General features: G+C 69.7%; 12 protein-coding genes. 7 read left to right on the forward strand and 5 right to left on the reverse strand.

Translation table 11 applies throughout. The features are described 5' to 3' along the window. Positions 1-25 precede the first annotated feature (25 nt). Positions 26-940, forward strand: coding sequence for a class I SAM-dependent methyltransferase (locus tag ACRDPS_RS11730; protein ID WP_431501815.1), 915 nt, complete (start codon positions 26-28; stop codon positions 938-940). On the opposite strand, the gene ACRDPS_RS11735 is transcribed toward ACRDPS_RS11730, so the two are convergent. The 3 genes from ACRDPS_RS11735 to ACRDPS_RS11745 form a co-directional block, all read right to left on the reverse strand. Further along, positions 924-1,766: a hypothetical protein gene (locus ACRDPS_RS11735; RefSeq protein WP_431501816.1), complete on the reverse strand. Its 843-nt coding sequence runs from the start codon at positions 1,764-1,766 to the stop codon at positions 924-926. The genes ACRDPS_RS11730 and ACRDPS_RS11735 overlap by 17 nt on opposite strands. A 100-nt stretch (positions 1,767-1,866) precedes the next feature. Beyond that, on the reverse strand, positions 1,867-2,769 hold the full coding sequence (locus tag ACRDPS_RS11740; protein WP_431501817.1) for a S1 family peptidase: 903 nt from the start codon (positions 2,767-2,769) through the stop codon (positions 1,867-1,869). 219 nt (positions 2,770-2,988) lie between these two features. After that, positions 2,989-3,858, reverse strand: coding sequence for a S1 family peptidase (locus ACRDPS_RS11745; protein ID WP_431501818.1), 870 nt, complete (start codon positions 3,856-3,858; stop codon positions 2,989-2,991). Positions 3,859-4,265: 407 nt separating this feature from the next. Here ACRDPS_RS11745 and ACRDPS_RS11750 point away from each other — a divergent pair, with 407 nt between their 5' ends. Continuing rightward, complete coding sequence (locus ACRDPS_RS11750; RefSeq protein WP_431501819.1) at positions 4,266-5,186, forward strand: hypothetical protein; 921 nt, start codon at positions 4,266-4,268, stop codon at positions 5,184-5,186. A 28-nt stretch (positions 5,187-5,214) separates the two neighbouring features. Here ACRDPS_RS11750 and ACRDPS_RS11755 read toward each other — a convergent pair whose 3' ends face one another. Further along, on the reverse strand, positions 5,215-5,985 hold the full coding sequence (locus ACRDPS_RS11755; RefSeq protein ID WP_431501820.1) for an IclR family transcriptional regulator: 771 nt from the start codon (positions 5,983-5,985) through the stop codon (positions 5,215-5,217). Between the two features lie 132 nt (positions 5,986-6,117). Here ACRDPS_RS11755 and ACRDPS_RS11760 point away from each other — a divergent pair, with 132 nt between their 5' ends. The 3 genes from ACRDPS_RS11760 (at position 6,118) to ACRDPS_RS11770 (ending at position 8,638) form a co-directional block, all read left to right on the forward strand. Then, positions 6,118-6,768 (forward strand): maleylpyruvate isomerase family mycothiol-dependent enzyme, encoded by a 651-nt coding sequence (locus ACRDPS_RS11760; protein WP_431501821.1) that lies wholly within the window; start codon positions 6,118-6,120, stop codon positions 6,766-6,768. 262 nt (positions 6,769-7,030) lie between these two features. After that, complete coding sequence (locus ACRDPS_RS11765) at positions 7,031-7,621, forward strand: hypothetical protein (protein WP_431501822.1); 591 nt, start codon at positions 7,031-7,033, stop codon at positions 7,619-7,621. Between the two features lie 84 nt (positions 7,622-7,705). Next, positions 7,706-8,638 (forward strand): endonuclease/exonuclease/phosphatase family protein, encoded by a 933-nt coding sequence (locus ACRDPS_RS11770; protein WP_431501823.1) that lies wholly within the window; start codon positions 7,706-7,708, stop codon positions 8,636-8,638. A 36-nt stretch (positions 8,639-8,674) separates the two neighbouring features. On the opposite strand, the gene ACRDPS_RS11775 is transcribed toward ACRDPS_RS11770, so the two are convergent. Next, entirely contained in the window at positions 8,675-9,883 is a 1,209-nt protein-coding gene (locus ACRDPS_RS11775; RefSeq protein ID WP_431501824.1) for an amino acid deaminase/aldolase, read from the reverse strand. A gap of 221 nt (positions 9,884-10,104) precedes the next feature. Between ACRDPS_RS11775 and ACRDPS_RS11780 the strand changes: the two genes are divergently transcribed. Both ACRDPS_RS11780 and ACRDPS_RS11785 read left to right on the forward strand, forming a co-directional pair. Then, positions 10,105-11,412, forward strand: coding sequence for a D-arabinono-1,4-lactone oxidase (locus tag ACRDPS_RS11780; protein ID WP_431501825.1), 1,308 nt, complete (start codon positions 10,105-10,107; stop codon positions 11,410-11,412). A 274-nt stretch (positions 11,413-11,686) separates the two neighbouring features. Beyond that, complete coding sequence (locus tag ACRDPS_RS11785) at positions 11,687-13,732, forward strand: acyltransferase family protein (protein WP_431501826.1); 2,046 nt, start codon at positions 11,687-11,689, stop codon at positions 13,730-13,732. Positions 13,733-13,821: the final 89 nt, after the last annotated feature.

Here is a 13,821-nt window from a genome sequence, read left to right on the forward strand (position 1 = left end):
CTAAGGGCGGGTTACCCTGGCCACGATGACGGACCCAGCCAGCCCCGACCCGGCACGCTCCTTCGGAAGCGTGGCGGACAGCTATGACCGCGGCCGCCCGTCCTACCCGACCGATGCGGTGAAGTGGCTGATCGGTGACGAGCCGTGCTCGGTCCTCGAGCTCGGCGCCGGCACCGGCAAGCTCACCGAGGTGCTCGTCGGACTCGGCCACGACGTCTTCGCGACCGACCCCGACGACGCGATGCTCGACATCCTCTCCGAGAAGCTCCCGGACGTACGCGCCACCAGCGGCACCGCCGAGCAGATCCCGACCGGTGACGGCCTCTACGACGTGGTCATCGTCGGCCAGGCGTTCCACTGGTTCGACCACGCCAAGGCGCTGGCCGAGATCGGGCGGGTGCTGCGCGCCGACGGACGACTGGCCCTGATCCAGAACGAGCGGGACGAGCGCATCCCCTGGGTCCGCAAGCTCGGCAAGCTGATCGGCAAGCAGGAGAGCGACTTCGACCCGACGGCGATCCTCGACGACTCGGGGATCTTCTCGGCCGTGGAGGCCCAGACCTTCCGGCACTGGCAGGTCGTCGACCGGCACTCGATCCAGGACCTGGTCCTCTCCCGCTCCAACATCGCCACCCTCGAGCCGGACGCCCAGGACCGGAAGCGGCGCGAGGTGCTCGCCTTCTACGACGACTACGGCCGCGGCATGGACGGCATGCAGCTGCCCTACAACTGCCGCGGCTGGCACGCCCAGGTGCTCCCTCACGCTCAGGTGGCCATCTCGACAAGCTCGACCACCGGCGCGTACGAGGTCGTCGAGCTGGACGAGGAGCCGCAGCCCGGGGTGCCGTTGGCCAAGCGCACCGACACCGCCGTACGCCTCCCCCGGGTCATCACCGACCCCGACGGCGGCGACGACGACCTGCTCATCGACTTCCGGTGACGGGGTCCCCCGGACGCGTGGTGAGGCTGTCCCGCTCCGGATCCATCAGGTCGAAGCTCTGGACGACCCAGAAGATCGTGAAGCAGCCCAGCAGCGAGACCTCTGTCGCCAGCAGCCAGTAGTCCCAGCCGGACAGACCCAGCACGAGGCCGGCAACCAGCAGCACCGCCATCGCCGCGACCAGCGCCCAATAGGTCTTGTCCAGCCGCGTACGCGCCTTGTCGGCCTCGCGTGCGATCATGCGGACACCCCAGTCGGTGTTGAGCACGACCGCCAGCGCGAACGGCACGAAGGTGAACAGTGCCGCGAGCCCGTGCGCCTTCGCCGCGAAGCTGTCCTGGTCGATCAGCAGCCAGGCCACGCCGACCGCCCAGGCCCCGGCGATCGCCACCAGGCCGATCACCGCCCAGCGCGAAGGCCAGGACCCACCGACCCCACGCTTGCGCATCCCGAAGATCAGCACGACCACCCAGCCGATCGCCATCACCGCCAGATAGCTCCAGGCGTTGTTGACGATGGCCGCCTTGTCGATCTCCTGACCCATCTCCGGCGTCGGCACGAAACCGACCATCGGCGCCGAGAGCCCGGCGAGGTTGAGCGCTGTGTCCTCCGCGTCCGTGTATCCCCGAAGCACCACCAGACACACGCCCATCGCGCACAGTGCCGCGGTGAAGACCGGACCGGCCGCCGTGTAGTAGTAGGACGAGATCGACGTCTGCCATCGCCCGCTCGCGATCGTCTCGGCTGCCACCGAGATCGCCAGGCCCGCGAGCAGGCAGCACAGGGCGAAACGGACATAGCGGTACGTCGTCACCTCGGTCGTCATGGTTGACGAAGGTATCGGGATCCGGCCGACCTCGCTCCGGTATTCGATGGCGAGTCCAAGACCCGTGCCCACCGTTCGCCGGCCGATCGGCTCTACGCGCTCAGTAGACGTTCACGCCGTAGGCGTTGACCGCCTCGCGGACCGGCTGGAAGAAGGTCGTGCCACCCGAGGAGCAGTTGCCGGAGCCGCCCGAGGTGATCCCGAGGGCGGTCGAACCGGCGTAGAGCGGGCCACCGGAGTCGCCCGACTCGGCGCAGACGTTGGTCTGGATCATGCCGCGCACGGTGCCCGAGCCGTCGTAGCGGACCGAGACGTTGAGCGCCTGCACCTTGCCGGAGTGGGTCCCGCTGCTCGAGCCGTCACGGGTGACCCGCTGGCCGACATGGGCGTCACCCACGGAGTAGCCACCCGAGTGGGTCAGCGAGGTGTTGTCGTAGCGCACCAGCGCGTAGTCGTTGCCCGGGAAGCTCGACTTGATCGTCGGGCCGATCCGCGAGCTCTGGCGGGAGTTGGTGTACCAGGTCGACACGTCGTCACCGCAGTGCCCGGCGGTGAGGAAGTAGTAGGTGCCGCCGCTGCGTACGTTGAAGCCCAGCGAGCAGCGGAAGCCCGAGCCGTAGATGGCGTCGCCGGCGCCGAGGAGCGGCTTGAACTCGCCCTCGGCTCGTTTGACGGTGATCGCGTCGGTGTTGACGCCGGCGGCCTTGGTGACCGAGCGCAACGCGGTCGCGGAGACGGTCGAGTCGGCGGTGACGACCACCTTGCCGGTGGCCCCGTCGGTGTACCAGGCGATGCCGGACACGGCCGATCGGTTGACTGCGGTGTCGACGGCGGAGTGCACGGCGGCCAGGGCTCTCGCACTGAATCTCTTGTCCGCCGACCCCTTGTCCGCCGGCGCGGCGCCGGCGGGCGCGGCGGCTGCCGGCATGGCCGCGGCGGTAGCCGCCAGGCCGAGGCCTGCCGCTGCCGCGAGCAGACGGTTGCGGGATCTGGTGAACCTCATGCGTGCCTCCTGGGACGAACCAGGCGCACGCCCGGGGTAGCGCGCGCCAAAAGTGCACGACCACAGCGGAGTGCCCGAACACGACCACTGTGGAGTATGGCGTTGCCGACACCCCAACGGCCAGTCATAGGACGGAAAACTTCGCAACCGGACGAAATTACGTACGCCGCGGGGCAAGGTGGTCCAGACCACCTCGCCCCGCGGCGTACCTGTTCTTGCTCAGTAGGTGTCGACCCCGTAGGCGCTCAGCGCCTCGGTCACCGGCTGGAAGAAGGTGGTGCCACCGGAGGTGCAGTCGCCGCTGCCGCCCGAGGTCAGACCCAGCGCCGTGGAGCCGGAGTAGAGCGCGCCGCCGGAGTCACCGGGCTCGGCGCAGACGTCGGTCTGGATCATGCCGTCGACCCTGCCCTCGGCGTAGTTGACCGACGCGTTCAGCGCCTCGACGGTGCCGGTGTGGACACCGGTGGTCGAGCCGTCACGGGTGACGGACTGGCCGACCGAGGCGTCGCCGGCGGTGAAGCCGCCCTCGCCGCCGGAGCCGTTGTAGGCGACGATCGCGTAGTCGTTGCCCGGGAAGCTGGAGTCCTGCGTCGAACCCAGCAGCTGGGTCGAGCCGGAGTCGGCGTACCACTCGCTGGCGATGTTGCCGCAGTGCCCGGCGGTCAGGAAGTAGTCGGAGCTGCCGTCGGTGACGTTGAAGCCGAGCGAGCAGCGGGAGCCACCACCGTAGATCGCGTCGCCGGCGCCGGCGAGCAGCTGGAACTCGCCCTTGGCGTGCTTGATGGTCAGCGCCTCGGTGCCGAAGCTGCTGGAGTCGGAGGCGGCCTCCTTGACCTTGGCCAGCTCGGCCTTGGAGACTGTCTCGTCAGCGGTGACCACGACCTTCTTGGTGGCCGGGTCGGTGTAGTAGGCGATGCCCACCACATCGGTCTCGGCGACTGCCGACCTCACCGAGGCGAGCTGGGTGGAGCTCATCTCCGCGTCGGCGGCAGCAGCGGGAAGGGCGATGGCAGCGGATGCTGCCAGACCGACACCAGCCGCGGCAGCAGCGATGGTGCGGGGACGGAAGGTGGTGCGGTTGAACCTCATTACGTCTCCTCCTGGGGGAAAGGCCCGCTGGTTGCGGGATCCGGCACCGGAGCGGCGGGTTTCGCGGCTTACCAGGACCGGGTAACTGAGTTTCGTGTTCTTTCCTCCGCAGCGCACCACCTTGGTCACCCCAAGAATCTGCAATGCACAGACAGGTTCTTCGGGTTCATGCATTGCAGCAACACGCGTTTCAGGGAGTTTCGCGCCTCGAACTGATCCCGACGAGCTCGGACAACTTGTCGCGGACCGGCTCGCGAGCCGCGTACTCTAGGTACGGGCGTCCCTCCAGATCCGGATGGACGCGGAGAAGTGCTGATACTCGCTGCTCGAGCGGGGGATTCGGGCGGAAATCGTTCGTCTTCCAAACCTTCGGCGTGGCGACCGCTGATAGGTGGTAGACAAACCCCATGCCGTATCCGCCGCCCCCAGGCTCCCCCGGTTCGGGCGCGCCTGACGAGGAGCCGCAGAAGCAGCCTGCGCCGTTCGACTACAACGAGCGGCTGATCGGGCTGTCCGAGGATCTCGGCGACAAGCGACCGGCGTTCAACGCCCGCAAGGAGCGGATGGGACGCCTGGGCGGACTGCGCCAGGTCCTCACCATCGCCATCTCGCTCGGGCTCGTGGCCGTGTGCGGCGTGATCGTCTTCGCCCTCTTCAAGGACAACCTCGCCAAGGACGAAGCGGCGAAGACCGCCGGCGTGCCGACCGCGAGCGACTCGTCGTCGACGAGCCAGGCCCCGCCCACCGACTCCGCCAGCCCCGGCGGAGGGAGCTCCGACCTCAGCAGCGAGTCCAGCGGCAAACCCGGCTGGCCCGACACCAGCAACCCGGCCAGCCCCGGATCCAGCGTCCCGCCCTCACGATCGACCATCGGTCCCCAGCGCGTCTCGATGGCCGATGTCCCCCGTCCCTGGGAGTTCACCTACGGCGACGTGACGCTGAAGGCCCGCTACCTCAGCGGCAAGGACTACTCCGGCTGCAAGGCGACCCTCAAGCCCGCGATCCGCGATCTCGGCTGCGACTATGCCGTCCGGGCCTCCTACAAGGCCCAGAGCGCCAACCTGCGGATGACCCACTTCATCTACGACTTCGGCACCGTCGAGAAGGCCGGGCAGGCCGCAGCGAAGATCGAGCCGAAGCACGTGATCCCGCCCGAGGAGGCCTCGCTGCCCGGCTACACGCAGGGCTGGTTCAAGGTCAAGGACTACGGAAAGTACGTCGTCTACACCATGGTCACGGCCAACGACGCGGTCACCGTGGCCACCGGCAAGGAGTACACCTCCTACGGCAACACCGACCTCGGCGCGGAGATCCTCTTCAGGATGTGAGGGACGGCAGCCGGCGGGAAACCGCCGGCTACTCGGCCAGCTCGCGCTCCAGCGCGGCGGCGCCTGACTTCAGGGTCGCGACGATCGCCGGCAGCGCCTCCTTGTCATAGCGGACGCTGGGCATCGAGATCGACATCCCGGCGACGACGTCGCCCCCGGCGCCGCGAACGGGCACCCCGACGGCAACCACGCCGCGCTCAGTGCGGCCGTCGTTGAAGGCGAAGCCGTTGCGGCGCACCCGTTCGAGCTCGGTACGCAGCGCGTCGATGTCCGGGCGGTCGGCCAGGTGGTCTACGTACCTCTCCTTGCTGTAGATCGAGGCGAGCTCGTCCTCGGAGATCTGGGACAGCAGGAGGAGGCCCGCGGTGGTGCGGTGGGCGGGGAAGACCATGCCCTCGCGGGTGCCGACCTTCAGCGACTGCGGCGACTCGACGGAGGCGATGAACCGGCAGGTGTCGCCGGCACGTACGGCGACGTTGGCGGACTCACCGAGCAGGTCGACGAGCCGCTGCAGGTGCGGCAGCGCGACCTGGCGGAGCCGGGAGGCGGTCGAGCGCGAGTGCGCGGCCAGCTCCAGCACCGGTCCGGCGCGGTAGACCTTGTCGTCGTCCTGGACGGCGAAGTCGCGGTAGACGAGCATGGCGAGCAGCCGATGGGCCGTGGAGCGGGCTACATCGAGCCGAGCCGCTGCCTCCGAGACCGTGAGCCTTCCTTCGAGCTGAAGGATCGCTGCCAGCTGTAATGCGTGGTCGACGCTGGTGATCGCATACGGGGGCCGGGTCTTGAGCGGCTTGTCCATCCCACCTCTTCCTGATCACCCCAAAACCAAGCACCTATCGCTCGGCTCCGCAGCAGATTGGGCGAGGCAGTCGCGCTGTTCGGCAAAGAAGAACTTCTTGTTCTGTGCCTCTTGACGCGGGACCCTGTGCCCATGACCACAAACACCCCGACGCGTACGTTCGACGACAGCCGCCGCTGGGTCACCGAGGGAACCACATTGTTGACCAGCGCCATCGACGAGCTCGGGGTCGCGGACTTCGAGGCCGACTCCCGGCTGCCAGGATGGTCCCGCAAGCATCTGGTCGGTCACGTAGCCGCCAACGCCGATGCCCTCGGCAACCTGATCTCTTGGGCCGAGACCGGGATCGAGAAGCGGATGTACGCCTCCCCCGAGCAGCGCAACGCCGACATCGAGAGGGCGGCGACGCTGCCGGTGGACGAGCTCCTGACGTGGTACGTCCGGGGCGCCGAGGCGCTCGAGGCGGCCATGGGGCGGCTCACCGCCGAGCAGTGGCGGCACGAGGTGATCACCGCACAGGGCCTCACCCGGCAGGCCGCCGACATCCCGTGGATGCGCGCCCGCGAGGTGTTCATCCATGCCGTCGACCTCGGAGCCGGGATCACCTTCACGGACCTGCCCGAAGGCTTCCTGCTCGCGCTGGCCGACGAGATCCGCGCCAAGCGGGGGCTCTCCGACGACGACCTGCGAGATGTCTCGGGATCTCTTCCCGACGTCGCCGCCTGGCTCGCCGGGCGGCCGCACAACCTGGCCGACGCACCCGAGCTCGGGCCCTGGCTCTGACCAGCGGGTCGGTGCTGGTCGGTGTGGCAACCTGTGAGTCACGATCTTTACTCGGGCAGGGGGGCCGATGACGACACCGACACCGCCACCGGACGGGAGCGGCCAGCCGGCTGGGTACGGGGCGATGCCGCCGGCACCGAACCACCAGCCCGGGGCGCCGAACGAAAATTCGTTCGCGCCCGGAGGGGCTCCGCCTCACTCGCACGAGCCTCGTCCACACAACCCGTGGCCGATCGTCATAGGGCTCGGTGCGATCGCGGGCGTGCTGGTCATCGGCGTCATCATCACCACCGCCATCGTCCTGCTCCGCGGCGAGGAGGATCCCACCGCCCGACCAGGTCCGTTGACGGTGTCGGCCACGCCGAGCACACCGAGCTCGTCGGCCCCCGCTCCGGCCGCGGGTGGCCTGGCGGCTGACCTCTTCGAGGGCGACTGGAGGTTCAAGCTCGGCGACGTGAGCATGAATGCGACGTACGCAGCGGCCAAGGACTACCCCGAGTGCGGGCCGGTCGCGTCGGCGGCCCTGGACAAGAAGGGCTGTCGCTACGCCGCGATGGGGATCCACGACGCCGAGGGCGGCAAGCTGCGGATGCTCCGGATCATCTACGTCTTCGACAGCGAGGCGGCTGCGACGGCAGCCGCGAAGTCGGCCGAGGAGACCGACTTCGACCTGCCCACCGGCGGCCTCGTCGAGGACGACGTGATCGGCAAGTGGGTGACCAAGGACGCCTCCAAGGCCGTCGTCGTCGGCTTCGTGACCGCGCAGAAGGGCGTCACCGAGACGACCGTCGACGACTTCCTCCACTACGGCACCGCCGATACCGCTGCCGCGCTGGGCTTCATGGATCTCTAGGAGAAGTCGGAGTTCACCCGAGGTTTCCGAGTATTCGGAAGCGTTTGGCTCAGCGCACACGGCACGCCCATACCGTCGGTAGGCGTGTCCCCCAACGCACTCTTCTCGGGCTCGGCCGTGGCTCGGCTGTTCGCCTCCGGCTCGGCCCCGGCCAAGCTGTTCCGGGCCGCGGTGCCCGCTGTCGCACTGTGCGGCGTCGTCGGCGTCGCCCTGAGCTTCCTCGTCCCGACCACCGCGACCGCCGGCCCGACCGTCAAGGTCGCCCAGGCCGCGCCGGTCCAGCCGGGCTTCCAGCGCTTCGCCTGGCTCAACGCCTGGGCCGACCACCACACGGCGCCCGGAGGCGCTGCCGCCGACCGGCTAGACAGCGTGTCGCGGATGCGGATCGTGGTCGGCCACATGCGGCGTACGCTCATCGACTTCGGCGTGCTCGCCGAGGTGGAGGCTCCGCAGCGAGAGGCCTTCGAGCGCTTCGGAAGGGAGTACGCCCTCGTCTCCACGCCCGACGCCACCGATGACGCGGTCTTCTTCCGACGCTCGGTGTTCCGGCTGGTCAGCAAGGATCCGGTCACGATGTACTACCGCGACGGTGCCCGGGTCACCGCCCCGGTCGTGGTGCTGGAGGAGCGCTCCACCGGCCGGCGGGTCGGCGTCCTCCCGGTGCACTTCCCGGCGACCCTCCCCTCGATCCCCAACCAGAGGAAGTGGCGCCAGGTGGACGCTCAGATCGTCAAGAGCGTCGTCGCGCGGTCCGAGGTGCCGATGGTCGTCGCGGGCGACTTCAACCAGCGCAACGACATCCTCTGTGACCTGACCTCGCCCGAGGTCGGCCTGGCGAGCCCGCTCGCGAGCCACCAGGCGTGCAAGACCGCCCGCCGGGCACCGATCGACCAGGCCTTCCTCAGCCCGTCGCTGCGGCCCGATCGCTACCGGGTCTACTCCGGTCCGTCTGCGCGGCGAGCCACCGACCACGGTGCGTTCTACCAGTTCAGGGTGCAGCTTCCCGCCGGCGAGTGATCCTTCGAGCCACGTACGGCCCCGGTCGACCGCCGGTCAGAGAAACGTCAGCCCCTCGCCCCGGTAGGTCGGCGCCGCGGTGATGATCGAGTCGCCCTCGATCAGCTGGAGCACGTCGAGCCGCTCGCAGACCTCGCCCGCCTTCGCGTGCCGGAACCAGACCTTGTCGCCGATCGCGAGCTCGTCGGCGGCGTGGCCGCGCAGCGGGGTCTGGACCTCCCCGGCACCTTCGGTGCCGACGTACTCCAGCCCGAAGGGGTAGGTCGGGCTCGGCATCCGGTCGGGGCCGACCGGCCCCGAGGCGATCCAGCCGCCACCGGCGACGGTGACGATCCCTGGCGCGGGACGTCGGACGACGTTCAGGCCGAAGTAGGTCGCCGGGTGCGGCGTGAAACCGTCGTAGCGGTCGAAGAGGGTCGGGCCGTAGAGCCCGGACCCGGCCGCGATCTCGGTCACCGACGAGTCCGCTCGGGTGGTCTCGATCGAGCCGGTGCCACCGCCGTTGACGAACTCGAGGTCGACCAGGGAGCGTACGGCCGCGACGACCTTCCCGCGACGCTCGGTGATCTCGGCGACCGATGCCTTCTTCATCCGGCGGATCATGGGGGCCGGCGGGTTCCCGCCGAGCGGACGGTCCACGAGGCCGGCGACCTGCCCCTCGTACGCCATCAGCCCGACCAGCTCGAAGTCCGGGTCCTCGGCCACCAGACGGGCCAGCGCGACGGCCTCATCCGGTGTCCGGACCGGGGAGCGGCGCGGACCGAGCCAGATGCGCCGCGCGATGACCAGCGCCGCGTCGAGGTCGATGGCCACCCGGACGGGGGCGGCCGGAGTGCCGATCGCCGCCTTGACCAGCGACAACCCCTCGGCGCTGTCGATCATCAGGGTGACCCGGGCGAGCTTCTCCTCGTCCTTGGCGAGCGTCGCGAGCGCGGCCCGCTCGGCGGTCGGGTAGCCGATCACGATGTCGTAGTGCGACTCGGCCAGCCACAGCGCCTCGGACAACGTGAACGCCAGGATCCCCTCGTATCCCTCGCGGGCGAGCACCCGGTCGAGCAGCGCCCGGCAGCGTACGGACTTGCTGGCGACCCTGATCGGCGTCCCGGCGGCGCGGCGTACGAGGTCGTCGGCGTTGGCGTCGAACGCCGCCAGGTCCACCGCCCCCACCGGTCCGTCGAGACCGGCGGTCGCTCGGTCGAGTCGTTCGTGCTGCTGGGCGCAGAGATGGTGGGATGTCGTAACCACGAGCCAAGTGTCTATGCCCCCCGCGACGCCCGCGTCAACGGTAGGTGACGAACTGTTCCGCCGCGCGGTCCGGATCCGGGTCCCAGATCCGGAGGCACAGCCGTTGACCGGACGCCGCCGACCCGACACTCTTGCCGCGTGAGCGAGCGACAGCGAGTGAACCAGACAGTCAACACGCCACCGCGTCCGTACTCTCGCGCTTGCGCTACGGAGGTGGTGGCGTGAGCGAGTGGCGGAACTGGGCGGGGAACCAGCAGACGGACCAGATCGAGGTCGTCGTGCCTCGCGACGAGGCGGAGCTCGCCGCTGTCGTCGTGGCCGCGACCCAGGCCGGGCGGCGGGTGAAGCCGATCGGCGCGGGGCACTCGTTCACCGCGATCGGGTCACCCGTCGACGTACAGGTCAGTCTCGACCGGATCTCCGGGATCGTCCGGGCCGACTCGACGACCGGCCTGGTGACGGTGCGCGGCGGCACTCGCCTCAAGGTCCTCAACCGGGCGCTGGAGGCGCTCGGGCTGTCGATGACCAACCTCGGTGACATCGAGGAGCAGTCGATCTCGGGGGCGATCTCGACGGGCACCCACGGAACGGGAGCGTGTTTCGGTGGTCTGGCGACGCAGGTACGCGGCTTGCGGCTGATGCTCGCCGACGGCTCCGTGGTCTCGGGCTCGGCCTCGGAGAACCCCGAGATCTTCGACCTCGCCCGCGTCGGGCTGGGCGCGCTCGGGATCGTCGTCGAGGTCACGCTCCAGACCGAGCCTCTCTTCGCGCTGCGCGCACGTGAGGGCGGAGGGGAGCTCGCCGAGGTGATGGCGTCGTTCGAGGAACACGCGTCCGGGACGGACCACTTCGAGTTCTACTGGTTCCCGCACACGACCCGGGTCCTGACCAAGCACAACACCCGGCTGTCGCTGCCGGAGACGCCGCTGGCGCCGGTGGGCCGGGTGCGCGGGTGGTTCGACGACGAGCTCCTCTCCAACCAGGCCTTCGGCGCGACCGTCGGGCTCGGTCTTCGGGTCCCTGGTCTGGTGAAGCCGCTGGCCCGCTTCGCCGCCTCCGCCCTCTCGCCGCGCGAGTTCACCGACATCTCCTACCGCGTCTTCACGTCGCGGCGGAAGGTGCGGTTCGTGGAGAGCGAGTACGCCGTGCCGCGTGCCGCCGGCATGGAGGTCCTCGCCTCGCTGCAGCGTGCGGTCGAGGCTTCCTCGTGGAACATCTCCTTCCCGGTCGAGGTCCGGGTCGCGGGCGGCGACGACATCCCGCTGTCCACCGGGTTCGAGCGCGAGAACGTCTACATCGCCATCCACACCGCGCCCTCCTCCCCGTGGCGCGAGGAGTACTTCGCGGCCTTCGAGCGCATCGCCGGCGAGGCCGGCGGCCGCCCGCACTGGGGCAAGATGCACACCCTCGGCGCTGCCGACCTAGCCGATCGCTATCCCCGCTTCGGCGACTTCGTCACCCTGCGCGACAAGCTCGATCCCTCCCGCACCTTCACCAACCCCCACCTAGAGCAACTCCTAGGCTCCTGACGCCGAGTCGGCGCAACTGTCCCAAGATCCGACGTCGAGTCGGCGCTAATGTCCCAAGATCCCGCGTCGAGTCGGCGCTAATGTCCCAAGTTATCCACAGCACCTGTGGATAACTTGGGACAGACGGGCCGGCTCGACGCTCTGGGGTGAGACATTTGCGCCGACTCGGGTTGATATTGCGGGACAGTTGCGCCGGGTCGGCGGGATGTGGGCCACACCCGGCTCTTCATCTGGGGGACTCCCCTGGGTCACCGGCCGCACCTAGCCTGACCCGATGCCGGAGCCGCCTCGACCGCAGCGGATCGCTGAGATCCACGGGCTGCGCGGGCTGGCGCTGGCGCTCGTCGTCGTCTTCCACCTCTTCGGCAACGGCCGCGTCTCCGGCGGCGTCGACGTCTTCCTCGCGCTGACCGGGTTCCTGGTGACCCGGTCGCTGGTCCGCCGGGTGGCCTCGTCCGAGCTGCGTCTGGCCGACCACTACGGACGTACGTTCCTGCGACTCTCGGCCCCCACGCTGGTCGTGCTGGCCGGGACGGCGGTGCTGATGGTGGCGGTCATGCCGCGGTCGGTGTGGGGCTCGACGTTGCGGGAGATCGCTGCTTCGGCCGCGTACGTCCTCAACTGGGAGATGATCCGGTCACAGCTCACCTACGGGGCGGCCGGGCCGGGCGCGAGCCCGCTGCAGCACTTCTGGTCGCTCGCGGTGCAGGGACAGTTCCTGCTGGTGTGGCCGCTGGTCGTGCTCGGCATCTGGCGGGTGGCGCGGCGGCGGCTGAGTCTGGTGCTCGCGCTCGTCGTGGCGGTGGCGTCCGTGGCCTCGTTCGTCTTCGCCTGGAGGCTCGGCGCGAGCGATCAGCAGGTGGCGTACTTCCACACCTTGACGCGCTTCTGGGAGCTCGGCGCGGGAGCGCTGCTCGCGCTCGGCCTCGACCGGTTCCGGCCTCCGCTGCCGGTCCGGCCGGTGCTCGCCTGGGTCGGGTTGCTCCTCGTGGTCAGCTCCGGGTTCTGGCTGGACGGCGCGGCGCTCTTCCCCGGACCGTGGGCACTGTGGCCGGTCGGCGGCGCTCTTCTGGTCGTGCTCGGGTCGGGGTCGGACGCTCGCTGGGGGCCGCAGCGCCCCCTCGCGATGAGGCCGCTGCGGTTCGTCGCGGACCTATCCTTCCCGCTCTACCTGTGGCACTGGCCGCTGCTCATCGCCTGGCTGAGCTGGACGCATACGACCCGGATCGACGTCCTGTCCGCGGTGGTCGTGCTCTCCGCGTCGACCACGCTCGCGTGGCTCACACATCGGTTCGTCGAAGGGCCCGTCGGGCGTCTGACCCCGTCCTTCGGCGGGATCCCGCGGGTGGCGACCGTCGCTGTCGTGCTCGCCGTCGCCGCGGGCGCGACCTTCACCGGCGCAGCCGAGGTCGAGCACCGCGACGCCGTGGCCAAGGCGGCGGCCGTACGCACCGCGGAGAGGTACGCCGGGTGCATCGGAGCCGCCGCCATGGACCCGACCACCGCGGGCTGCGAGGCACCCGACGGGCTGGTCGACGCCAGCCTCGGCTACCAGGCGCCCGACGGGTCGGCCTGCTGGTCGAACAAGGAGCGGCCGGTCCGGTTCAAGGTGTGCACGCTCGGGCCGTCTCATGGCTATTCGCGCCGCCTCCTGGCGATCGGCGACTCCCACAACAACCAGCTCGTACCCGCCTACCGCGAGATCGCCGAGCGTCGCGGCTGGCGCATCGACGTCGCCGGGCGAGCCGGTTGTCACTGGAACGCCCGAGATCGAGTCGGACCACCTCGGTCGAGCGTGGAGCTGTGCGGGGAGTGGAAGCGGAAGCTGGCCGCGTACGTCTCCGATGCGAAGGGGATCGATGCGTACGTCGTCATCCACTCCAGCCAGGTCGCGGTCGAGACGGTGGGCGAGGAGAGGCCCGCCGAGGCGATCAGTCGCGGGCTCGCGGAGGCCTGGGACAGCCGGCCCGACCCGTCGGTGCCTGTCATCGCGATCCAGGACAGCCCGATCTTCGAGGGCAACACCACCCGATTCGCACGAGAGGTCCAGCCGTGCATCGATGACCACGGGCTGGCGGCGAGGTCGGAGTGTGCGCGCGGCCGGCGCCAGGTCGTGCTTCCCGACGGCAGCGCCGGCGCCACCCGGATCGCCCGGAACGCTCATCACGTCGACCTCACCGACTACTTCTGTGGCGACGACACCTGCTCACCGGTCGTCGGGAACCTGCAGGTCTACCAGGACGGCTTCCACATCTCCCCCCTGTACGCAGCCACCCTGGCCCCCTACCTCGGCGACCGCATCGCCGCGATCCTGCGCTGACCCCTCCCGACTCGGCGACGTTGGGGGTCACCGGACCGCGACCGGCTCCGGTTCCTCTTCGCGTGGGAAGTGGGTCTGCTTGAAACGTA

It is taken from the genome of Nocardioides sp. (assembly GCF_050699375.1).
Taxonomy (GTDB): Bacteria; Actinomycetota; Actinomycetes; order Propionibacteriales; family Nocardioidaceae; genus Nocardioides.